The sequence below is a fragment of the Vibrio sp. 10N.247.311.12 genome (genome assembly GCF_041467515.1).
Classification (GTDB): Bacteria; Pseudomonadota; Gammaproteobacteria; order Enterobacterales; family Vibrionaceae; genus Vibrio; species Vibrio crassostreae_C.
This window is the reverse complement of record NZ_JBFSUV010000023.1, coordinates 1-21,632: the sequence shown is the minus strand read 5'-3', so window position 1 is coordinate 21,632 and position 21,632 is coordinate 1. Positions and strand designations below refer to the sequence as shown.

Below are 21,632 nucleotides of genomic sequence, written 5' to 3'. Positions count from 1 at the left end.
CCTTACATAGTTAACGGCACAATTTTAAATTACTTTAACTCTTCTTCGCTAGAAATATCATAAGTTTTACTGATAGTTTGTGCTTGTTCTATCGCTATGTCGCCTTGCCAGCGTGAATGCACCATTGAAACCGCTAAAACATAGCGATCATTAGGAAGTTCTTCACCAGTAAGGTTCATTGGATAATCAGATTCGTAGCTCTTGCCCCAGACCTGTTCATAGTGTTCATCAACGTAATCGTACAAACCGATTTCGAGCTTAGGGAGCGGACAATAAGGATTGAGTAGTTCTTTTTTATCGATTCGCCACGTGTCTTTTGATGCCCAGCGAACTTGTTGACGCATTGCAACTTCACCAAGGATAATCCAAGTACTCCAAGAATTTCCACCATCGCCTTTCACACTTAAACGATACAAACCCGATTCAAGTTGAGAGGCTAAATTGTAACGCTTGCGGTATAGACTCACCGATTCGTTGTTAACCACTTCACTGTCTTTGGTTAACTCACTGTCCGAAGAAACGATCTTATCGACCCACTTCTCGAAGGTAATGTCTTGAATGTTGTTTTCGGATTCAACATTAATCGATACACGAAAGGTATCTCGGCCAGGGCTTTGAATGATGTGTCTTTTAACGACGACTGAACTAATCCAATCTGGGAGTGTTTTTCTGGTGAGAGTTTTACCACAATCTTTGTTCAATGCTTGATCGAACAGTTCATTGAGGTGATCTTCTCGTGATTGAGACGAGTTGATTTGCCAAACTTCCACTAATGAGTCAAACATCTGAGGTAAATCATTATCTAGCAGATGTTTATGAACTTGAGTCAGAGCATCGCTGCTCTTAAACCAATCCGTTGCTTGCGCGGTATTCGCTACGCAAGAAAACATTAATAGTGGAAGTAAGGCTATTCTCATTACGCTTTCATCTTGTAACCAACGCCACGCAGCGTTTCAATTTCTAGACCCGGCAGTTTCTGTCTTAGTTGCAGAACGTGCGTGTCTACCGTACGTGTTGTTGGGAAATGGTTGTAACCCCATACATGGTCAAGCAGTTCATCACGTGTAAACACACGTCCAAGGTTACTTGCCAAGAACAGTAGAAGGTCAAATTCAGTGCGCGTTAACGTTACTTCCTGTTCATTGAAAAACACTTCACGTGTCGCTTTATCGATAACAAGATTCTGAGCGATAACTTTTGATGCATCTTGTTCTTCAGAATCTGGCAGGCGAAGTTGAGCACGAATTCGAGCAAATAGCTCAGCCTCTGCGAATGGCTTTGTTAAGTAGTCGTTTGCACCTGAATCTAGGCCCGCTACTTTGTCTTTTACTGTCACGAGAGCCGTCAGCAAAATAACTGGGATATCTTTCTTTTTCTTCCAACCTGGAAGTGAATCTACTGAGTCGCCATCAGGAAGTTGACGGTCTAGAATCACTAGATCCGCTTGTTCCCAGTAGCCTTCAACTTCAGAGATCAGTTCTGCATGCAAACATTCATATCCAGCTTGCTCAAGGCTAACTAATAAACCGTCAGCTAAATTTTTATCATCTTCAACGAGAAGCAATGTCTGTTTCACAAGGTATCTCCAAAATAAATGTTGTTGGGGGGCCGATAAGCGTCATGTGACCGCCCATTTTTCCAACCATAGATTCCACTATCGTCAGACCTAAACCGAGTCCACTCTTACTTACGAATGGCTTTCTTAGTTGCCCCCAATCTTTGCGAGACAAGTCTCCATTATCTATAACTTTGAATGTCAGCTTCTTGTCAGAAGTATTCAGTTCTAGAATTACTGGAGCCACACCGTATTTCACGGCATTTCTGATTAGGTTATCGATGCACGTTCCCAACCAATATACGTTCACTTTTGCAGCTATATCTTTGTTTACACGGAGTTCAATCCCCGGCGCAAAGTCTTCTTCAACTTTGTATTGGAGCCACTCTTCAACACTTGGCACCCACTCTGTTGCGAGCGGTTGATTATCTGATTGCAGGTAATCTTTACTTGCTTCCGCCAACTGTCTTAAACGGCGTGTATCTTCACACAGCCTACGGAACTCATCATATACCGATTCTGGTAAGTGTTCGAACTCACGCCTGAACCCTTCCACCGTCAATGACAAACTCGCAATCGGCGTTCTTAATTCGTGCGTTAGGATTTGAAGAACCAGCATGCGACTCTTCATCTCTTGTTTCTTGCTGTTCCAGCGGTAAATCGCCCAACCTAAGACAAGCATGATGTTGGCAATAACCAAGATAAACATGGCGACTTGCAGAAGCTCTGAATGATCTTCTATTTCCCAACACACATTACCACGCTGGACAAAACAGCTTTTACCTTCTGAAGACAAGCTAAACGATAACCCAGCAAGCGTGGCATTTTCGTTCCAGACTGATTTTTTATACAGGTAATATCTGTAGCCGCGTTTTACCCACATCTCATCAAGCTCAACAAACATACTCGCACCCGCTAACAGCGCGGTGATTGCTTCGCTATCCATTTGTTGCAAGCGAGACAGTAGTTCATCGTGTTCGGTGTTTGGTCGCTCTTGAATATGCATAAAGCGCTTCAGAGAGTCGAATTTTTCTGGGTACTTCTCAACGTATCGTGCCGCATAAGAACCGCCGCCAGGGTGAATCAAACCACTACGGCTAAACCAACGGTCAGAAAGCTTGGTGCCTTTACACATTGCACGAGTAAAAACTAAAGGCTCAGTAATCAAAGGGCTTAACGGCAGTTTACCACTACAGGTTTTTGATAACTGGTACAAGCGCTGAATGTCTTTTAACGGGTACTCTGCTGTTTGTGGCAGCATAGAAGACGGCATGATCAAACGTGTTGGATAATCAGCCTGTAGCACTCGAATATCGTAAGATTCGATTGCCGTTTCATGATCAAAGAGTTTGGTGAAATTATCGATACGCTCAGGTAAAGAGTCAGCAAATGCGTTTGCAGACACAGACAACGTAGCGATAAGAAGAGTAAATGTTCTTTTGATGATCACAAACCAACGCAAATTCATATAGATCAACCAAATATATACCATTCGCTATCAAAGATAAATTTTTAACCGCATGAAAAACATTGAGAATGGCGAGCTACAGAGATAAAGGCCAATATATTACGGCCACATTGTACATACGTACTAGTAGGCTGATTGGCAAGCCAAACCTCAATTGCGACAAGTTTTGCATCAGGCTTCGTCAACTTCCTATCAACTGAGATCACACATAGAGTCGCTTTCGTAAGATAAAAAAAGGAGCTCAAATGAGCTCCTTATCGAGTTGTTACATATTGTTTAGAGGTGATCTCTATAGATGTTCTAAGATACTTAGACAACTCTTTTTAGCGTCGCCAAACAGCATCTGCGTGTTCTCTTTGAAGAACAGTGGGTTTTGCACACCGGCGTAACCTGTGTTCATCGAACGCTTGAATACGATAACATTCTGAGCGTTCCAAACTTCAAGTACTGGCATACCAGCAATTGGGCTGTTTGGATCTTCAAGTGCTGCAGGGTTTACGGTGTCATTCGCACCAATTACCAATACAGTATCTGTCTCATCGAAGTCATCGTTGATTTCGTCCATTTCTAGAACGATATCGTAAGGCACTTTCGCTTCAGCAAGCAGTACGTTCATGTGACCCGGTAACCTACCAGCAACTGGGTGGATACCAAATCGAACATTAATGCCCTGCGCTCGTAGCTTCTCAGTGATTTCATGCACTGGGTATTGTGCTTGAGCTACTGCCATGCCGTATCCAGGAGTGATGATTACTGACTTAGAGTTTTTCAGCATATCAGCCACATCTTCAGCTGATGTTTCGCGGTGTTCACCTTGCTCTTCATCGCCATCAGACACAACCACTTCTTGGCCGAATCCACCAGCAATAACGCTGATGAAAGAGCGGTTCATCGCCTTACACATAATGTAAGACAGAATCGCACCCGACGAACCAACCAATGCACCAGTTACGATAAGCAGATCGTTTGCAAGCATGAAACCTGCCGCTGCTGCTGCCCAACCAGAGTACGAGTTAAGCATAGAGACAACTACTGGCATATCTGCACCGCCAATCGATGCCACTAGGTGGTAACCGAATGCGAATGCGATAAGTGTCATCACCATTAGTGCGAACATGCTGCCGTCTGCTTTAACGAACATGATCATCAGCAGTGTAGAAACTACGATAGCCGCTAGATTCCACTTGTGCTTATGAGGGATGTTCAATGCAGACGAAGAGATAACGCCACGAAGCTTACCAAACGCAACAATAGAACCCGTGAACGTCACCGCACCGATAAACACGCCAACGAACACTTCCACTAGGTGGATCACGTGCTCTGCATGAATATCTGCAGGGTTGATAGAAACAGTAGCAGGTGGATCGATGTAGCTGTTATAACCTACAAGTACTGCCGCCATACCTACGAAGCTGTGCAGAATTGCAACCAGCTCTGGCATTTCAGTCATTTCTACTTTTCTTGCGTAGTGGATACCAATACCACCACCGATCACCATAGCAATGATGATCCATACAATACCTGCAGAGTGAGGACCAAAGATCGTCGCGATCAACGCAATTGCCATACCCGTGATACCGTAATAGTTACCTGCACGCGCAGATTCCTGTTTCGATAACCCAGCCAAGCTCATAATAAAAAATACAGCAGCAACAATATAAGCTGCTTGTACTAATCCTTCAGACATCTGTTACTCCTTAGTCTTTACGGAACATTTCAAGCATACGTTTGGTCACGGTAAAGCCACCAAAGATATTGATACTTGCAATTAATACGGCAATAAATGATAAGAACGTGACGACGCCACTTCCTTGTCCGATCTGTAACAGTGCACCTACTACAATGATGCCTGAAATCGCGTTAGTCACGGACATCAAAGGCGTATGCAGAGAATGGCTTACATTCCAAACTACGTAATAACCCACCACACAAGCGAGAACAAAAACGGTAAAGTGAGATAAGAACGCAGTTGGAGCAACCGAAGCTACCCAAGCGAATGCACCAACAGCTACCGCCATACCCGCCACTTTCTTAATTGGAGAAACAGGTTCTTCAACTTTAGGCTCTGGTTTGGCCGCTTTTGGCTTAACTTGTTGTGGTTGAGCTGAAACTTGAATTGGTGGAGCTGGCCAAGTGACCTCGCCCTCTTTAACCACAGTAACACCACGCAGAACAACATCTTCAAAGTCGATATTGATGTTGCCATCTTTCTCTTTGCAAAGCAGTTTCAAAAGGTTAACTAGGTTCGTTGCATACAGTTGAGATGATTGAGTCGGCAGTCGACCAACCATATCAGTGTAACCAACCACCTTCACGCCATTAGCCGTTGTAATGACTTGATCCGCAACCGTGTATTCACAGTTACCGCCATTGGCCGCCGCAATGTCTACAATCACACTACCTGCACTCATGCTGTCTACCATCTCTTTGGTAATCAGCTTCGGAGCCGGGCGACCTGGAATCAGCGCCGTTGTAATGATGATATCAACGTCTTTTGCTTGAGCTGCATAAAGCTCTTCCGCTTTCTTATTGAATGCTTCAGACATCTCTTTTGCGTAGCCGTCACCAGCACTGGTATCTTCCTTGAAATCCACTTCCAAGAATTCAGCACCCATCGACTCAACTTGTTCTTTAACTTCAGGACGAACATCGAATGAACGAACGATTGCACCTAAGCTACCCGCAGCGCCGATTGCCGCTAGGCCAGCAACACCAGCACCTGCAACCAGTACTTTTGCTGGCGGAACTTTACCCGCAGCCGTAATCTGACCCGTGAAGAATCGACCAAACTCATGCGCCGCTTCAACAACAGCACGATAACCCGCGATGTTTGCCATAGAACTCAATGCATCTAACGCCTGAGCTCTTGAAATTCGTGGTACAGAATCCATCGCCATCACGTTGATGTTACGACTGGACAATTGTTCCATTAACTCTGGATTTTGAGCAGGCCAAATAAAGCTGACCAATGTTGCGCCATCTTTAAGAAGATCGATTTCATTTTTAGACTCGTCAACGATCGGAGCGTTAACTTTAAAGATAATATCGGATTTCCAAGCTTCATCTGCGGTGACAACTTTTGCTCCAGCTTGTTCATAAGCTGCATCTTCAAAACTTGCTAACGCACCTGCTTGTGATTCAACACAAACTTCAAATCCTAATTTTAGAAGCTGTTCTACCGATTTCGGCGAAGCAGCGACTCGCGTTTCACCTGCGAGCGTTTCTCTTGGTACACCAATTTGCATAGCTATTCCTTGACTATTGGCACGAATGACTTATTCGTTTGTATCTAACGACAACTAATACTTCAAGCGTTTTGTTCAAAGAACAGGAAAAGTTATTACTTATAACGATTTGGACCGAATTTGAGCGCTTCATTCGGATAAATGACGACCGTCTCGAACCAAGAGGTCAAACCACTTGCAAATAATCCTTTTAATAACAACTCACTAGCTGTTCTTTATCCATAAAACTAAAAAGAGCTTTCAGCATATACACTGAAAGCTCTCTAAATTATGACCAACATCAATTCTAACCCTAATTGGTTAGCTAAATATATTGTCGCCCATTTGGTCGATGAACATCTGCGATTTTTTGAGCATCAATTCATCGGCATCTTGTTTGTTTGAAACAACATCTGAACGAATAAAACGGTGAGTTTTGATTTCACCATCGAATTCTTTCTCGATTCGCCCAGCAACACGGTATTGACCAGATTCTGCAATGGCATCTTGATAGATATTGAAACCCTTATATTCGACTGGCTCAATCTCTACTTTTTGTTCGGTTTTTTCTTTGCCACCAAATAATCTAGAAAAGAATCCCACGTTTTTTTACTCCTTAAATGACCGTATTCACCCTAAACTATCATGACTGTTTACGGTTCAACAACGGCTTTTCATACCATTGCAATTCTACGTCATCGTCAAAATTGTGTTGACTAAATATAACAGGCACATTGTCGTCACGTTCACGTCTTCGATCGTCAATAATCATACTTTCTGCATTTTTGACCGCGATCTCACTATTGCGTTTATAGAGCACCAATTTGTCTTCTGGCAATGCTGACAGAAAATCGATATCAAAACGAATATAGATAGGTTTTAGCTGGCCCAAAGCCAAGCACGCGAGATCGGCCAACTGTTCGTTGGTATAACTAGACACATATTCCTCGGTAGCCAATACATGACCGACCAGAGTTTCCATATAGTTATGTACATCAACACTAATTTGCATACCACACCTCCATTTGTAGCGGTTTTTCTAGTCGCAGTCGTTTCTAAAGTCACTTGAAACCATGCAATTCCTAATAGCTTTCTATAACTCAGTTATAGGTTTTACTGTCCATAGTTGAAACTTAGGCATTATTTAATCTTACTCTGACTTCATTACAGATCTTCGTCGCTTAATGAAAAGGTCACTCAATGATAACTGATCATCAAGCCCTTTAAGTGACAGCGCCAACGTAAGAGCAGCAGAGCAGATTTTGTTAAGTATCTATAACGACTAATTAATTTCTCATATATACTGTGTAGTTCGTTCTAAGGTTAATAGCAACTCAAAATACATATAAAAATGATTGCACCAATAGCGACCTATGACTATGTTTTTGCTCTAATTTAGGCAAAAAGCTTGGCAATCGCTTGTTTAACCGTATCCTACGCATAGTATTAAATAATAAGATCATCAATATAGTTAGGCTCACCACATAAATGGCATCATCTTTTGTAACGTCGAGCATGTTTCGATTTTGCTTCCCTTTAGTCCTGTTAACAATTTTGCTCGTTGGTATGGACAACGTCATTCTCGTGACGGACTCAAATTTAGGGTTTGCTAGCAACCTCCCTTACATTTTATTGAGCGTTGCGGTTCTGCTATGCCATACGTTCAGACAAGGTCGAATGGCGATGGTATCGGTGACCATGCTTGTCGCTTATCTGATCATCCAAGTTCGCTTACAAACGCCTCTCAATACTGGCACAACGCTATTAGAGCTCTCGTTACTTGCGGCATTAGTACCTGTCACTTGCTTACTTGTTTATGCCTTCCCTGATAACGGCGTAAACTCAAAGTCGATGCTGCTCTACGCCATCGTTCTTGTTCTGTTTATGGTGTGGGCACAATTGATCGTCTCTCACTTCCATGCCGGCGGTTTTGAATCATGGAGTGATGGTCTTCTATTTATTGTCAGAGACTTCTCCAAACTGCCTTTTGTTTTAGTGCTGTATAGCCTTTGCTTGCTTGGCCTTACTGCCATTCTCGTGTTGGTGTATAACCGCTCTATCGATGTTGTGGTTTATAGCGCTATCCTGCTTTCTTCTTGCACGTTCATCTTCTTCGACGTTCAGTACATCTCGAGCACCATGTTCTCGTTGTCAGGCACGTTGATCATCGTCTATGTCATGTCCGCTAGTCATGATATGGCCTTTAATGACCAACTGACTAACATTCCCGGTCGACACGCCTTAGAAGTCGATATGAAGCACTTGGGGCGTAAGTATTCGATGGCGATGGTCGATATTGATCACTTTAAACAATTCAACGATACCTACGGACATGACATTGGCGACGATGTGTTAAAACTGGTGGCACGCATTCTGAGGGAAACCACAGGCGGCGCTAAAGCTTATCGCTATGGTGGAGAAGAGTTCACGATTATCTTCAAAGGCAAACATTCGGAACAAGTTAAAGAGCACCTTCAAGCTCTGATTTCCGAAGTTCAAAACTACGACATGACGATTCGGAATAGCCATGAGCGCCCCGACGATCATGAAGTGGGTATGAAAAAGCGTGGCAAGAACGGTAAACCATCGGAAGTGGTGAATGTGACGGTGAGTATTGGACTTTCCGATAGCACAACCACCAGACATCCTGAAGAGGTGTTGAAGCTTGCTGACCAAGCGCTGTATAAAGCGAAAGAAACCGGTCGAAACAAACTGTGTATTGACCGTTAACAATAGTTGATAGCGAAAGATATTGAGTGCTAGAGATCTAAATAGCTTAAGCCATTAATAGCGATCTGCTTCAATAACTATCACTTCCAAGTTCAACGAGCCTCATTGATTTGAGGCCGTATGGGCTTAACTGGAAAAAAGAGCTTAATCTTGGTTGAAGAATATAACCAAGCTGCCACCTTTTAAGCTACTTCCGTAGTTAATCGTAAAACCTATTCCCACGTTATCGACCCACTCATTAAACAGGTTTGGGTTAAGCAACCAACCAACACTGCCCTCGTAGTAAGATGTGGTGCCCATAGATGCCACGGTGTCACCACCAATATCAATTCGTCTTATACTCGAGTACATCGAAGTGATGTTCTTATCCCAACGCACGAGATCATAGAAAACCTTGGCTTCATTGGCGATATACCACCCTTCAGGATGACCGACATTGCCATTATTCGCCTCGCCCCAGCCGATGCCATTAAAGTAATGCCAACTGGTGCTCAATTTATACTTTCCCCAGTCATTCTTATCTTCGTACATCAGCTTGATTTTAGGCTCGATGATGTAAGCCCAAGCATCAGTATTGAGATATACGCCATCCAGTTGGTCTTGAATAGGCTTTAGCAACGAAGCGCGATATTCATAATCATTGCGGTAGTAAGAGATGTGGTTACCGATTGCAGAGCTGAAGCTCCAATATTCGTCTAGCTGGGACACATTCGCGAATTCGACGTAGCCAGACACTACCGACTCTTTTTGAAAATCGTTTCTGTTTGCTGCCGCGTACTCGACATCGTTCTCGATTCGCAATGCAGACAAGCGTAGCGTCACCTCTTGATGGTTGTCTTCGATGTAACTTGGTAATTCAAATGTGTAAGGCAAACTCAGGGAGGTGATGTTTTGGCGACGACTTACCGAATCATTCGAACCGATGTCTTCATTGTCCAAACTAAACACTTTATTGGGGTCAAAGTTATTGATACCAAAAGTGAAAACATCGGTGTCGTTGAGCAATACACTGGTGGCAAAGCTCTGCTCTAGATCCTTTCGAAAAAGATCAGATAGCGTATTGGCATTAACAGTGGTCGCCAAAGCGGTAAAAAATAGAGGAACCGCAAGCGTCCAAGATGTGTTAGTCATAGAAAATGACTTCGAATGTGGCATTTCTTTTATCACTTAAAGCACTTCCTAGCTCAAACGCTATTAGAAGTATAAATTCAAATATCTAAAAGAGCTCGCCAACTAACGCGCAAGCTCCAAAATGTTACGTTGTACAAAGGTATTTCTACCACTTTGCTTCGCTTGATAAAGCGCTTGATCGACCTTTTCGTAAATAGACGCAATAGATTCGCCACCTTCTGGCACAAATGACAACACACCTTGTGACGCTGTCACTCTATCCGATACCGTTGAGTGTTCATGAGCGTAGTTCATCTCATGCAATGCCTCTTTAACTCGAGTCGCGTGTACCTTAGCGCCTTCACTGTCTGTATCGCTAAGAATCAGAACAAACTCTTCACCGCCATAACGACCTACAAATTCTCCCGCACGAACAAACAGCTGTTTCAAGGTATTAGCAAGCCCTTGTAAGCACTTATCCCCTTGAATATGACCATAATTATCGTTGTAAGGCTTAAAGAAGTCTACATCTAGAAGTATGACTGTCATGGATATATTACGTCTTCCGTGCCACGCTATGCTCTCTTCAAGCTTAGTATCCATATATCGACGGTTATACAATTTGGTCAGGCCATCTTCGTTGGCTTGTTGCTGCAGAAGGATGTTCAGTTCTTCGAGTTTGGCTGTGCTTTGTTTTAGCTCTCGTCTCATGTGCGCGATACGTTGCATCGCAATCAGCTTAGAATTCAAAACAACCTTGTTTACTGGCTTGATCAGGTAATCATCGCCACCAGCGTCAATCGCTTTTGCGATCATCTCAGGTTCTTCGTGACCACTAAGAAAGATGATGGGAACCCATTCTGGGAATCGGCTTCGAACCTCATTCGCCACTTCAAAACCATCCATATCAGGCATGCTGATATCAAGTAACACGAGTTCAGGATCAAAATCAGAATAAACACTCAGGGCTTCTTTTCCGCTACCGACAGCTTCTACAATATGACCCAGTTGCTTGAGTCGGATAGCAAGTTGCATCCTGTCTAGTTGAACGTCATCAACCAGCAATATGCGCATTGAAGATCCCTTTTCTATCATCACATCACCTTTATCTAGTGTTGAATATTCAAAGTAGCTCAAATTTGGGCTTAAATCATGCCCTAATCTCTATATTATATTGACTTTTTTACAGATCTTTTTAGCATTGTTTCTTTTTAAAGAGAAATACTATGTCAGACGCTACAAACAACGAACAACAAGAAATCGATTTAACCACCATCTCACCAGAACTTCGTCAAGTTATCGAATTTGATGGCGTACCAAAAGAGATGCACTTTATGGTTACTTCTATTCACGAAGTGTCTGAAGAAGCAGTACGCGAAGCTTGGGATAGTCTTCCAGCAAGCGCACAAAATGTTTTAGACAACTTCGAGCAGTTCCACGCTCTAATCTCAGTTAGCCAAGCTTTCGCTGGTGTTAACGTGATGGAAGAGTTCCCTACTCTTAAACTTCCAGAAGACATGACTGACGAAGAAAAAGAAGAGTACCGTGCTCAACTGCTAGACCAAGTTCTACACAACTGTGTAAAAGACATGGTTAAACAAATCAAGAAAGCGCGTCGTGATGCAATCTTGAAGCGTGATTTCAAAGAAGTTTTTACTAAGTAAGTCGCTAGTCGCCTAAACTAGGCTAAGCGCTAACAGTACTACTTAGAATTAAGCCGCATGTTTCTTTAAACACGCGGCTTTTTTATATCCGCTATTTTCTGTTCGTCGATCGTTACGTCTGTATGTTCTTGTTGCTAATGTTCATATGATTCGACAAATCATATGCTTTAACACTCATATAGTGTGACGCAAAACTGGCAGTTATACCGTATAAAAATGACGCATGTATCCATTCATGGAATCAAGACCGAATTTTCAGAACCTATAACAGGCAGTATCGCGGCAATATCGAAAAACTGACCTTGTCAGGTTTAATGCGTTACCGCGATATCTCTTTGAGCGACACTCACACCTTTAATTTGAGCGTAAACACGCTGCCCGATTTCTAGATTTAACTCATCCAGCGCCCACAATGTAATGGTTGCCCATAGGTAGCACCCAGACTCTAACTCTAGCTCGACCTCGACACTCTGCTTATTTGTGCCTTGTTGGTGCGTCTCTACGCTTTTAATGGTGACAGGAAGGATGTTACGTATAGAAGTCCCTTTCGGCCGTTCTAGCGTGATAGAGACATCATTTGCCCTAACTTGCAGCCTCACTGTCGTACCAAGCTCACTCGATACTTTCTGAACCCATAACGACGTCGACTTTCCTAGCATCAGGCGAGACAGCGCATAATCGTCATTGTGTTCCGCTAATGTCGCTTCAAACAACGAGCTTTGCTCTGAGAAAGATTGCCAAGGTTGCATGGCTCTCGATGCCCAAACCTCTTCCGTCACACCCGACGAAATCACTTTGCCTTGGTCAATAATCACAAGGTGATTTGCCAAGCGTAAAATTTCATTGAGGCTATGAGTGACATAGATGATCGGTATTTGGACGGTTTCGGATAAGTTTTCCAGAAATGGCATCACTTCGCGCTTACGAGGCAAGTCGAGAGACGCTAAAGGCTCATCCATCAACAAAATGCTCGGCTTTGATAACAAAGCGCGGCCAATCGCCACACGTTGCTTCTCACCGCCAGACAAACGAGCTGGGTATCGGTCAAGCAATGAACCCAAAGACAACAGCGAGACTATTTGCTCAAAGTGCGCTTGATCGACGCTTTTCATACCGTATTTAAGGTTCGCTGCCACCTTCATATGTGGAAACAATCGCGACTCTTGGAACACATAACCGACGTTGCGTTTGTGAGTCGGCAAATTAATGCCATTTTCACTATCGAACAGTGTGGTTCCAGATACGCTGATCAGACCTTTATCGGGCTGTTTAAGGCCACTGATTGCATTGATAAGTGAGGTTTTACCCGCGCCAGAACGACCAAAAATTGCCGTAATGCCGCTACTTGGTAATTCCAAGTCGATATCAAAGAACGTTTCACCAAGTTGTTGTTGATATTGGAGGATCAAAGCACTCATGCATTGCCTCCCAAGCGTTGTGCTGACTTTTTGTTGAGCCACTCAGATAGCATCAATGAACCCAGCGCTATCACAATAGAAATGACACACAAACGCGCGGCTTCCATTTCAGCGCCAGGGGTTTCAATAAAGGTATACATAGCCAAAGGAATGGTTTGAGTTTCACCGGGAATATTTGAAACGAAGCTGATGGTCGCGCCAAACTCCCCTAGGCTTCTTGCGAATGAAAGCATGGTGCCGGTAATGACCCCTGGGATCATCAAGGGTAAAGTGATCGTGAAAAACACACGAAGAGGTGAAGCGCCTAATGTAGCAGCCGCCTCTTCAAGCTTACTGTCTACGGTTTCTAGGCTCAATCTAATAGAGCGAACCATCAGCGGCAACGCCACAACCACACAAGCGAGTGCCGCGCCCTTCCAGCTAAAGCTGAATACAATACCAAACACGTCATTGAGCCACGAACCTATGATACCTTGCCTGCCCATCATCACTAGCAGTAAATAGCCAATAACCACAGGTGGAAGTACCAAAGGTAAATGGACAATGCTCTCTACAATGCTTTTGCCTACAAATTGTTTCTTAGCAAGTAACCATGCTAAACCAATGCCGATTGGGATAAGCCACAAGATGGCAAACCCAGCGACTTTTAAGCTCAGCATTAAGGCTTGGTATTCGTATTCCGATAAATACATCATTTAACGCACTTCAAATCCAAAACTGTTCAAGGTGTCTTTCGCTTTTTCGCTCTTTAGGAAAGTATAGAACTCTTCTGCAACGATTTTATCGCTCAACTTCGCTACAGGGTAACGTATTGGCGTGTGCAGATCTGATGGGAAGGTCGACACTAGGTTTACTTCTTTAGAAAGCAACGCATCCGTTTTGTAGACAATGCCAAGCTTAGCTTCACTGCGCTCGACTAAGGCTAAGGCCATACGAACATTGTTACTTGGTGCCAATCGAGTTTTCACATCGTCCCATACACCTAACGTTTCTAACGCTTCTTTCGCATAGATACCAGCAGGAACCGATATGGTGTTACCCACTGCAAGTCTCTCATTAGTAAGCAGTTCAGCCCATTGTTCACCTTTTGATAGGTCTAACGTTACCGATGTCTCTTTAGGGGAAATCAGCACCAGTTCGTTTTCACATAGGTTTGTGACATTGTCACTAGAAACTAATTTACGGTCGACTAAATGTGTCATCCATTTCTCATTTGCCGAGATAAAAATGTCTGCTGGTGCTCCTCTTTCAATTTGTCGCACCAAAGACGACGTACTCGCATACACAGGAATCACATCGACAGAATGGCCTTTCTCAAACTCTTCAACCAACAGATTAACCGCATTCGTCATCGACGATGCAGCGTAAACTCGTAGCTTTTCGGCAGCCAAAAGGTGGCTAGAACTCAATGCCGAAGTTAAAGCCATGGTTAAAAAGAAGACTCGCTTTTTCATTGTTATCACTTATCTATTATTTGTTTAAGTTCTTTAGCTAACTCTAAATGGCGGCTTAAGCTGTTAACTCTGGCCAAAGCAGATCAAGATTTAAGTACTCTTCGATGGCATCAGCGATTCGATTAATACCCAGCTCTTTAAGCTGTTCGTGGTCAATCGCGATCACATCGTTGGCTCCTGCCCATTCGCAAATAAGCGACAACGCATCACTGTTGTCGAATACGCCATGCAAGTAAGTACCAAAAATCGAGTTATCTTGATTCACAGCGCCATCTAGGCTGCCAGATTCTAACTGAACCGGTAAGGCTGTTTCTTTGACATCAGTCCTACCTACGTGGATTTCATACCCTTTTACTTGTGCTGTTTTGCCATCCAGCGTCATGGTGCCGCGTACGTTGGTTAAGGTTTTCTGCTGTGTAAGGGTTGTTTCAGTATCCAGATACCCTAACCCTTCGCTGCTGCCGGGCGCGCCTTCAACACCATCAGGATCGTGGATGATGTTACCTAACATTTGGTAGCCGCCACAGATACCCATCACTTTGCCGCCTAAGCGCAGATGGCGTTGAATATCTTTATCCCAACCTTGTTGCTTTAGGTAGTCCAAATCTGCCCTTACCGATTTTGTACCCGGCAAGATAATTAAATCAGCGTTGTTTACACGTTCACCTTTACCGACATAACGTAAATCAATTGAAGGATTCAATCTTAACGCGTCAAAGTCTGTATGGTTGCTGATTCGGGTTAGCACGGGCACCACCACCTTAAGCTTAGCTTCTCCGTCAGACTCTTGAGCAGAGGTAATGGCATCTTCCGCTTCTAAGTTAAAACCATGCAGATATGGCAACACACCAATGACTGGCTTACCGGTTTTTTCCTCTAGCCAATCTAGGCCAGATTGAAGCAGTGCGATATCGCCTCTAAAACGGTTTATCACAAAGCCTTTTACGCGAGCTTGTTCAGATTCAGACAACAAAGCTAATGTCCCGTAGAGATGCGCAAAAACACCACCACGGTCTATATCAGCAACGATGATCACAGGGATGTCCGCTTTCTCAGCAAATCCCATGTTAGCGATATCATTTTCACGAAGATTGATTTCGGCTGGGCTCCCCGCACCTTCAATCATCACGCTTTCATATTCTTCAGAAAGTCGGTCAAACGAATCGATAACCGTATCCATCGCGACTTTCTTGTAATCATGATAGCCCGTCGCTTCCATGTTACTCAGCGCTCGGCCTTGCAGAATCACTTGCGCGCCGGTATCTGAATTAGGCTTTAACAATACAGGGTTCATGTGAACGGTTGGCTCTATATTACAAGCTTGCGCCTGAACCGCTTGAGCGCGACCAATTTCGCCACCATCTTTTGTCACAGCACTGTTCAACGCCATGTTTTGTGGCTTAAAAGGTGCCACTTTGATTCCTTTCCTTGCCAAAACACGGCATAAACCTGCCACCAAAACACTTTTTCCGGCATCTGACGTTGTCCCTTGAACCATAAGGGCACTTAATGGTGCTCGCATTTGTACTTAAATCCTTAATTTCTTAATTTCTTAATTTCTTAATTTTCAATTTATAGCAGTGGGCAATATTTCTCTGCGACCATCTTAACGTCATTGCCGAGTAGATGCTCAATAAAATGAATGGAAAATGAATGTGTTACTCACTCTGGATTCAACCCCAGTGTTGTTTAATAGCTCCATCGAAACGAAGCTTGTGAACGATAACAGGCGCTTCAACAAAAAACGTACTAACGAAAAGAAACGTTTCAAATTCAGAAAAACGTTTCTACTAAAAACAACATTAAGGGATTCACCATGAAAAAAACTGTATTAGCTATCGCATCTACTATTATCCTTGCTCCTACTTTCGCAATGGCTAGTGACCACAACAGCAACAAGCACGAAAGCGCTATTGCTTATACTGGCCCAATTGAAACCGTTTCTGTTGCGACACTACTTGCCGACACAAGCATGTTCGCAGAGCAAGAAGCAATTGTGGATGGCAAGATCGTTCGTCAACTTAAGAATGACACGTTTGTCTTCTCTGATGGCCAGAGTGAAATTCAAATCGAACTTGATGATGATATCCGCCTAGCACAACCACTGACCGCTGATACAAAAGTTCGTATCTTCGGTGAATATGAAGGTGGTAAGACACCTGAAATCGAAGTGGACCACATCCAGGTTCTATAAGCGATTAATATAAAAATACCGACTTCAAATAATTGGCCTGCATATTGCAGGCGTTTTTGTATTATACTGCCGCAAAATACAATTTATATGGAGTCACCATGCTAAGTTGCACGAATAAGACTGTCCTTTTAGGACTCGCTGCACTGTGTTCATTCTCTGCGTCTGCAAACAACTTTAACTACAACACATTCGAGCTGCGCATGGGTACTAGCCCAAGTACTTTCGGTGGTGAAGTCACAACAATGTTCACTCAGAACTCTCATTTTGTTGCTCGTATCGATTCAGAATTTGAAAGTGATTGGGATGCAGCGGTAGGTATGGGATTCAACGGCCCAATCAGTCAATTTGCTGACGTTACTGGCCAAATGTTACTGCACAACATTGAACGGAATGACGATAACCACATCAAAACAGAAATTAACCTTGGCTTGAGAGCTTGGTTAATGGCAAACGTTGAAGTTAACGCACGCCTTGGTCAACTGATCGACAACGATGACACTCGTTCAATTTTGGGTATCGGTGCTCGTTTCCATTCAACTGATCAACTGTCTGTTGGTCTTGATATGCGCAATAACGGCACATATGGCCACCAAATCTTAATGTCGGCTCGATTCGGATTCTAATCTAGATTTCAATTACTGAGTAATAAATAGCTAAACGTATTACATAGAAAAGCCCCGAACATATTAATGTTCGGGGCTTTTTTGTTTGTTAGTTTCGCTGGCTTTTAGTCGTTCACGACCTGAGCCAGCGACTTGCTTTATAAGCTAACCATCAGCATCTTTTTCTGGTGATCTAAGTACTCTTCATAAGTACCTTGGAAGCTCACTAGCTGTTGATCTTTTACATCAATGATGTGTGTTGCTAATGAAGAAACAAACTCACGGTCATGACTTACGAAGATAAGCGTGCCCGTGTAAACCTTCAACGCATCGTTCAGGGCTTGGATTGCTTCCATGTCCATGTGGTTCGTTGGTTCGTCCATTACAAGCACGTTGATGTCTTGCATCATTAGCTTGCCGAATAACAGACGGTTCTTCTCACCACCAGAACAGTTACGCGCTTTTTTGTTCGCATCGTCAGCAGTGAACAATAGACGACCTAGAATGCCACGTACCATAAGGTCATCGTGCTTCGCTGTACGCCATTGTGAGATCCAATCGAAGATGCTCAGGTCGTTATCAAAATCCTTAGTGCTATCTTGTGGGCAGTAACCTACCGAGGCGTTTTCAGACCATTTAACGATACCTTCGTTTTGCTCTAGCTCTTGAACTAGACAGCGTAGCAGCGTGGTTTTACCCACACCGTTCTCACCGATAACCGCAAGACGAGTACCCGCTTCAAGCAACAAGTTACCACCAGCAAACAATGTTTCGCCATCGAAGCCGTGACCAAGGTCTTGAAGTTCAAGCGCTTGACGGTGCAGTTTCTTACCTTCACCAAAATCAATAGATGGGCTCATACGGCTCGATGATTTCACTTCATCAAGCGTGATTTTGTCCATTTTCTTAGCGCGAGAGCTTGCTTGTTTTGCTTTAGATGCGTTAGCACCAAAACGGTTTACGAAATCTTGAAGCTCACTGATTTCAGCCGCTTTCTTAGCATTACTTGCTAGAAGTTGCTCACGAATCAAGCCTGATGCTTCTAGGAAGTACTCGTAGTTACCAGGGTAAACACGTAGCTCACCGTAGTCGATGTCTGCCATGTGTGTACACACAGAGTTCAGGAAGTGTCTATCGTGCGAAATGATGATCATTGTACATTTACGCTGGTTTAGCTCTTCAGCAAGCCAGTTGATCGTGTGAATGTCCAAGTTGTTGGTTGGTTCATCAAGAAGCAGGATATCTGGGTTTGCAAACAGAGCTTGTGCCAATAGCACACGCAGTTTCCAACCTGGAGCTACTTGCTGCATCAAGCCGAAATGGAACTCTTCTTCAATACCCGCTTGAATTAGGATGTCGCCAGCACGGCTTTCTGCTGTGTAGCCATCCATTTCCGCGAATTCGCTTTCAAGCTCAGCGACTTTCATGCCATCGTCTTCGCTCATTTCTGGCAAAGAGTAAATGCGGTCACGTTCTTGTTTTACTTCCCACAGCTTTCTGTCGCCCATGATCACAACGTCGATAACGCTGTACTGTTCGAAAGCGAACTGATCTTGGCTTAGCACACCCAGCTTTTCTCCTGGAGTGATAGAAACGTTGCCCGAGCTTGGCGTTAATGCGCCACTTAGGATTTTCATGAACGTTGATTTGCCGCAACCATTAGCGCCGATCAAACCATAACGGTTGCCGTTACCAAATTTAGCAGAGATGTTTTCAAACAGCGGCTCTGCGCCAAATTGCATTGTGATGTTCGCGGTAGATATCAAAGAACTAATTCCTAAGCGTGTACTGACAGATAATTATTAGGCTATTTCAAGAACCTAAATAAGAAGTACGAAAGTATGGATTAAACAAAAATCGAAGCGCGGATTATATAGAGATCTCGATCACGTTGTCGAGGCTAAACAGTAAACGAATAGTAAACATAGACAATTTAGATGCTTTTCATACGTTATGGGGTGTAAATAAAAAATCCCCACCAGCAGAACTGGTAGGGATTTCATTTATCAACACTAAAAGTCTTTTAAGCTCGTCACCTTTGAAACTATAGCTCTTCAAACGAAAAGCTTTGATGACGAGCAGAACTTGTTATTTAGTAATTTTCTTCTGAACGTATTTTTTGCTCACGTCGACAACCGCAACATCTCTAAAGAAGCTTCTACCCAACAGAAGTGGGAAAGAAAGATGCGTTCGGTCGGCTAGCGTAAATTCAGTTTTGTCTTTTAGATCGCCAATTTGAATCGAAGCTACAACCACAGCGCGTCGTTGTGTGCCTTCTGCGCTTGATTGCTTGATCTTAACCCAGCGTTCTACTGGTAAGCTGATCTCTTCAGTTGTAATTCCGTCGTGTTCAATCTTGAACTTAACCCAGTCTTTGCCGTCACGTTCAAAATCAACAATATCAACTGCACTGATTGAAGAGGTTGTTGCACCGGTATCGACACGTGCTTTAAACGCTTCTTTTAAACCAGGAACAAACACCCACTCTTCTTCACCAAGAATCAGTTTGCCGTCACTTGTTTTTCTAACCTTCTCTACTGGTTTTTCAACAGGTGCAGGTTTTACTTCCGGCTCAGTTGGTTTTACTTCTTCAGGCTTCTCAGTAGGTTCCGTTACTTTCTCGCCTTCTGTTGCGTCAGTTTTTGAAGAGTCATCCACAACAGGTTGTTCGATTTGAGGCTTTTGCTCTGGCTCAACAGGAGCTTGAGTTGTAGCCGAACAAGCAAACAGGCCACCACTTAGCATTAAAACTACAATCGCTTTCCAATTATACATTCAGTCACCTTCTATTTTGAAACGTTTGCTATCGCTTTTGCTACATAAGGAATATGAGATTCGGAAAGGCCTGCGATATTGATGCGTCCATCACCAACACCATAGACTCCATATTCTTCACGTAATTGATTCATTTGAGTTTCTTTAAAGCCTAGTACACTAAACATGCCTTTATGGCTTTCAATGAAGTCAAATTGTGACGTGTTATAAGTATTTCGCAATTCATCACATAAACTTTGGCGCAGATTCAACAAACGTTGCTGCATTTCACTCAATTCTTGCTTCCAAATCGAGGTTAGCTCTTGATTCTGAAGAATTGTTTTAACCAAAGCTGCACCATGATCTGGCGGCATTGTGTAAGTTGAACGAGCAAGCGTTAGAAGCTTACCTTTAGCATTGCCAACGTGTTCGCTGTTTTTGCCAATCACGATAGCGGCACCCGTTCTTTCACGGTATAAACCGAAGTTCTTCGAGCAAGATGTCGTAATCAACATCTCTTCGACGTTGTTAGCCATGTGTTGAAGACCTTTTGCGTCTTCTTCTAAGCCATCACCAAAGCCTTGGTAAGCAATATCAACGAACGGCAAGAAGCCATTTTTCTGCGATAGTTTGGTAATTTCCTGCCACGCCTCAAAGTCGATATCCGCACCCGTTGGGTTATGACAGCAACCGTGCAGTAGTACCACATCTGATGGACCCGCTTTTGAAAGGTCATCCAACATTCTTGCAGTATCAACTTGCTTCGTTTCAGGACTGAAGTAATTGTAATATCGAACTTTTAAGCCTGCCGCTTCCATCACCGGTTTGTGGTTAACGTAGCTTGGGTTTGAAATCCAAACCGTGGTGTCTGGTTGAGAAACTTTCATTAAGTCACCCAACATGCGAAGTGCACCACTTGCACCCGGTGTTTGAATCGCAGCAACGCGATCCATTGCAGAAGTCCCTTTAAGCAGCAGATCAACCATGCTCTGGTTAAACTCTTCACAGCCTGCTAGGCCAACGTAAGCTTTGGTTTTCTGAGTCTCAACAACGATATCTTGAGCCTTAGAAACGGCTTTCATGATCGGAGTTTCGCCTTGGTCGTTTTTGTAAACGCCAATGCCTAAATCGACTTTATCAGTACGAGTATCGCCGCGGTAAGCAACAGAAAGAGATAGAATTGGATCTAAAGTTGGTTTTGGTAGATGTGAAAACATGAAAGTCACAACCCTTTGAAATTCAAGTAATGACCTCCAAGTTATCATTTTATTTACAATTTAAGAAACAGAAATTCATCAAAGTTTTGATTTTTAGGAGATAACTCTAGTTGAATCCAGTACATCCTAGCAATCCCTACTCCAGATAGTTCAATATTCCATCAATTTACAAATTTAACTACGTCATAAATCGAGTAGGAGGAGGCCTCACGGCCTCCGTCCTCTCACACCACCGTACAAGC

The 21,632-nt window shown here is 43.4% G+C and carries 20 protein-coding genes; 4 read left to right on the top strand and 16 right to left on the bottom strand.

Going from position 1 to position 21,632, the window contains the following annotated elements; genetic code table 11:
- Positions 1–29: 29 nt before the first annotated feature.
- The 7 genes from AB6E30_RS11820 to AB6E30_RS11790 form a co-directional block, all read right to left on the bottom strand.
- Positions 30–917: a DUF2861 family protein gene (locus AB6E30_RS11820; protein ID WP_372103696.1), complete on the bottom strand. Its 888-nt coding sequence runs from the start codon at positions 915–917 to the stop codon at positions 30–32.
- On the bottom strand, positions 917–1,576 hold the full coding sequence (gene vxrB, locus AB6E30_RS11815; protein WP_017060099.1) for a response regulator transcription factor VxrB: 660 nt from the start codon (positions 1,574–1,576) through the stop codon (positions 917–919). The genes AB6E30_RS11820 and vxrB overlap by 1 nt, the downstream gene beginning before the upstream one ends.
- On the bottom strand, positions 1,551–3,023 hold the full coding sequence (vxrA, locus tag AB6E30_RS11810) for a sensor histidine kinase VxrA (protein WP_102428373.1): 1,473 nt from the start codon (positions 3,021–3,023) through the stop codon (positions 1,551–1,553). The genes vxrB and vxrA overlap by 26 nt, the downstream gene beginning before the upstream one ends.
- Positions 3,024–3,312: 289 nt before the next feature.
- Entirely contained in the window at positions 3,313–4,710 is a 1,398-nt protein-coding gene (pntB, locus tag AB6E30_RS11805) for a Re/Si-specific NAD(P)(+) transhydrogenase subunit beta (protein WP_017069087.1), read from the bottom strand.
- Between the two features lie 10 nt (positions 4,711–4,720).
- A complete protein-coding gene (pntA, locus tag AB6E30_RS11800) occupies positions 4,721–6,268 on the bottom strand; it encodes a Re/Si-specific NAD(P)(+) transhydrogenase subunit alpha (RefSeq protein ID WP_137001486.1) in 1,548 nt (515 codons plus the stop codon).
- Positions 6,269–6,568: 300 nt separating this feature from the next.
- Positions 6,569–6,850 carry an HlyU family transcriptional regulator gene (locus AB6E30_RS11795; RefSeq protein WP_004731023.1) on the bottom strand — a complete coding sequence of 94 codons (282 nt, stop codon included), beginning with the start codon at positions 6,848–6,850 and terminating at the stop codon, positions 6,569–6,571.
- Positions 6,851–6,890: 40 nt separating this feature from the next.
- Positions 6,891–7,259, bottom strand: a complete 369-nt coding sequence (locus AB6E30_RS11790) for a late competence development ComFB family protein (protein WP_017060104.1) — start codon at positions 7,257–7,259, stop codon at positions 6,891–6,893.
- Positions 7,260–7,735: 476 nt separating this feature from the next.
- On the opposite strand from AB6E30_RS11790, the gene AB6E30_RS11785 reads away from it, so the two are divergent.
- Entirely contained in the window at positions 7,736–8,977 is a 1,242-nt protein-coding gene (locus AB6E30_RS11785) for a GGDEF domain-containing protein (protein ID WP_032545705.1), read from the top strand.
- Between the two features lie 144 nt (positions 8,978–9,121).
- Here AB6E30_RS11785 and AB6E30_RS11780 read toward each other — a convergent pair whose 3' ends face one another.
- Together AB6E30_RS11780 and AB6E30_RS11775 are read right to left on the bottom strand one after the other, a co-directional pair.
- Positions 9,122–10,132 carry a Solitary outer membrane autotransporter beta-barrel domain gene (locus tag AB6E30_RS11780; protein WP_029235232.1) on the bottom strand — a complete coding sequence of 337 codons (1,011 nt, stop codon included), beginning with the start codon at positions 10,130–10,132 and terminating at the stop codon, positions 9,122–9,124.
- A 78-nt stretch (positions 10,133–10,210) separates the two neighbouring features.
- A complete protein-coding gene (locus tag AB6E30_RS11775) occupies positions 10,211–11,182 on the bottom strand; it encodes a diguanylate cyclase (protein ID WP_170791831.1) in 972 nt (323 codons plus the stop codon).
- Positions 11,183–11,313: 131 nt separating this feature from the next.
- On the opposite strand from AB6E30_RS11775, the gene AB6E30_RS11770 reads away from it, so the two are divergent.
- A complete protein-coding gene (locus tag AB6E30_RS11770; protein ID WP_017069091.1) occupies positions 11,314–11,751 on the top strand; it encodes a DUF3069 domain-containing protein in 438 nt (145 codons plus the stop codon).
- 311 nt (positions 11,752–12,062) lie between these two features.
- Here AB6E30_RS11770 and modC read toward each other — a convergent pair whose 3' ends face one another.
- From modC to AB6E30_RS11750, 4 genes are read right to left on the bottom strand one after another with little or no spacing between them, the layout of a single operon-like run.
- Positions 12,063–13,169: a molybdenum ABC transporter ATP-binding protein ModC gene (modC, locus tag AB6E30_RS11765; RefSeq protein WP_017060109.1), complete on the bottom strand. Its 1,107-nt coding sequence runs from the start codon at positions 13,167–13,169 to the stop codon at positions 12,063–12,065.
- Positions 13,166–13,864, bottom strand: coding sequence for a molybdate ABC transporter permease subunit (gene modB / locus AB6E30_RS11760; protein ID WP_017060110.1), 699 nt, complete (start codon positions 13,862–13,864; stop codon positions 13,166–13,168). The genes modC and modB overlap by 4 nt, the downstream gene beginning before the upstream one ends.
- On the bottom strand, positions 13,865–14,623 hold the full coding sequence (modA, locus tag AB6E30_RS11755; protein ID WP_102394376.1) for a molybdate ABC transporter substrate-binding protein: 759 nt from the start codon (positions 14,621–14,623) through the stop codon (positions 13,865–13,867).
- A gap of 55 nt (positions 14,624–14,678) precedes the next feature.
- A complete protein-coding gene (locus AB6E30_RS11750) occupies positions 14,679–16,145 on the bottom strand; it encodes a cobyric acid synthase (RefSeq protein WP_102394375.1) in 1,467 nt (488 codons plus the stop codon).
- Positions 16,146–16,439: 294 nt separating this feature from the next.
- Between AB6E30_RS11750 and AB6E30_RS11745 the strand changes: the two genes are divergently transcribed.
- The gene (locus AB6E30_RS11745; RefSeq protein WP_048608277.1) at positions 16,440–16,817 is read left to right on the top strand and encodes a YgiW/YdeI family stress tolerance OB fold protein; all 378 of its coding nucleotides are present in this window, start codon (positions 16,440–16,442) and stop codon (positions 16,815–16,817) included.
- Between the two features lie 98 nt (positions 16,818–16,915).
- Positions 16,916–17,440 carry a hypothetical protein gene (locus tag AB6E30_RS11740; protein ID WP_017069094.1) on the top strand — a complete coding sequence of 175 codons (525 nt, stop codon included), beginning with the start codon at positions 16,916–16,918 and terminating at the stop codon, positions 17,438–17,440.
- A gap of 137 nt (positions 17,441–17,577) precedes the next feature.
- Here AB6E30_RS11740 and AB6E30_RS11735 read toward each other — a convergent pair whose 3' ends face one another.
- The 3 genes from AB6E30_RS11735 to AB6E30_RS11725 all read right to left on the bottom strand — a co-directional run bounded on the left by AB6E30_RS11735 (position 17,578) and on the right by AB6E30_RS11725 (position 21,390).
- Positions 17,578–19,185: an ABC-F family ATPase gene (locus AB6E30_RS11735; RefSeq protein WP_081325167.1), complete on the bottom strand. Its 1,608-nt coding sequence runs from the start codon at positions 19,183–19,185 to the stop codon at positions 17,578–17,580.
- 322 nt (positions 19,186–19,507) lie between these two features.
- Entirely contained in the window at positions 19,508–20,194 is a 687-nt protein-coding gene (locus tag AB6E30_RS11730; protein WP_017069095.1) for an ATP-dependent zinc protease, read from the bottom strand.
- A gap of 11 nt (positions 20,195–20,205) precedes the next feature.
- The gene (locus AB6E30_RS11725) at positions 20,206–21,390 is read right to left on the bottom strand and encodes an amino acid aminotransferase (protein ID WP_017064572.1); all 1,185 of its coding nucleotides are present in this window, start codon (positions 21,388–21,390) and stop codon (positions 20,206–20,208) included.
- Positions 21,391–21,632 lie beyond the last annotated feature (242 nt).

Coding starts and splice junctions, on each gene's coding strand:
- AB6E30_RS11820 (WP_372103696.1), bottom strand. CDS start 917: ATGAGAATAGCCTTACTTCCACTATTAATGTTTTCTTGCGTAGCGAAT.
- vxrA (WP_102428373.1), bottom strand. CDS start 3,023: ATGAATTTGCGTTGGTTTGTGATCATCAAAAGAACATTTACTCTTCTT.
- pntB (WP_017069087.1), bottom strand. CDS start 4,710: ATGTCTGAAGGATTAGTACAAGCAGCTTATATTGTTGCTGCTGTATTT.
- pntA (WP_137001486.1), bottom strand. CDS start 6,268: ATGCAAATTGGTGTACCAAGAGAAACGCTCGCAGGTGAAACGCGAGTC.
- AB6E30_RS11790 (WP_017060104.1), bottom strand. CDS start 7,259: ATGCAAATTAGTGTTGATGTACATAACTATATGGAAACTCTGGTCGGT.
- AB6E30_RS11785 (WP_032545705.1), top strand. CDS start 7,736: ATGGCATCATCTTTTGTAACGTCGAGCATGTTTCGATTTTGCTTCCCT.
- AB6E30_RS11780 (WP_029235232.1), bottom strand. CDS start 10,132: ATGCCACATTCGAAGTCATTTTCTATGACTAACACATCTTGGACGCTT.
- AB6E30_RS11775 (WP_170791831.1), bottom strand. CDS start 11,182: ATGATAGAAAAGGGATCTTCAATGCGCATATTGCTGGTTGATGACGTT.
- AB6E30_RS11770 (WP_017069091.1), top strand. CDS start 11,314: ATGTCAGACGCTACAAACAACGAACAACAAGAAATCGATTTAACCACC.
- modC (WP_017060109.1), bottom strand. CDS start 13,169: ATGAGTGCTTTGATCCTCCAATATCAACAACAACTTGGTGAAACGTTC.
- modB (WP_017060110.1), bottom strand. CDS start 13,864: ATGATGTATTTATCGGAATACGAATACCAAGCCTTAATGCTGAGCTTA.
- modA (WP_102394376.1), bottom strand. CDS start 14,623: ATGAAAAAGCGAGTCTTCTTTTTAACCATGGCTTTAACTTCGGCATTG.
- AB6E30_RS11750 (WP_102394375.1), bottom strand. CDS start 16,145: ATGCGAGCACCATTAAGTGCCCTTATGGTTCAAGGGACAACGTCAGAT.
- AB6E30_RS11745 (WP_048608277.1), top strand. CDS start 16,440: ATGAAAAAAACTGTATTAGCTATCGCATCTACTATTATCCTTGCTCCT.
- AB6E30_RS11740 (WP_017069094.1), top strand. CDS start 16,916: ATGCTAAGTTGCACGAATAAGACTGTCCTTTTAGGACTCGCTGCACTG.
- AB6E30_RS11730 (WP_017069095.1), bottom strand. CDS start 20,194: ATGTATAATTGGAAAGCGATTGTAGTTTTAATGCTAAGTGGTGGCCTG.
- AB6E30_RS11725 (WP_017064572.1), bottom strand. CDS start 21,390: ATGTTTTCACATCTACCAAAACCAACTTTAGATCCAATTCTATCTCTT.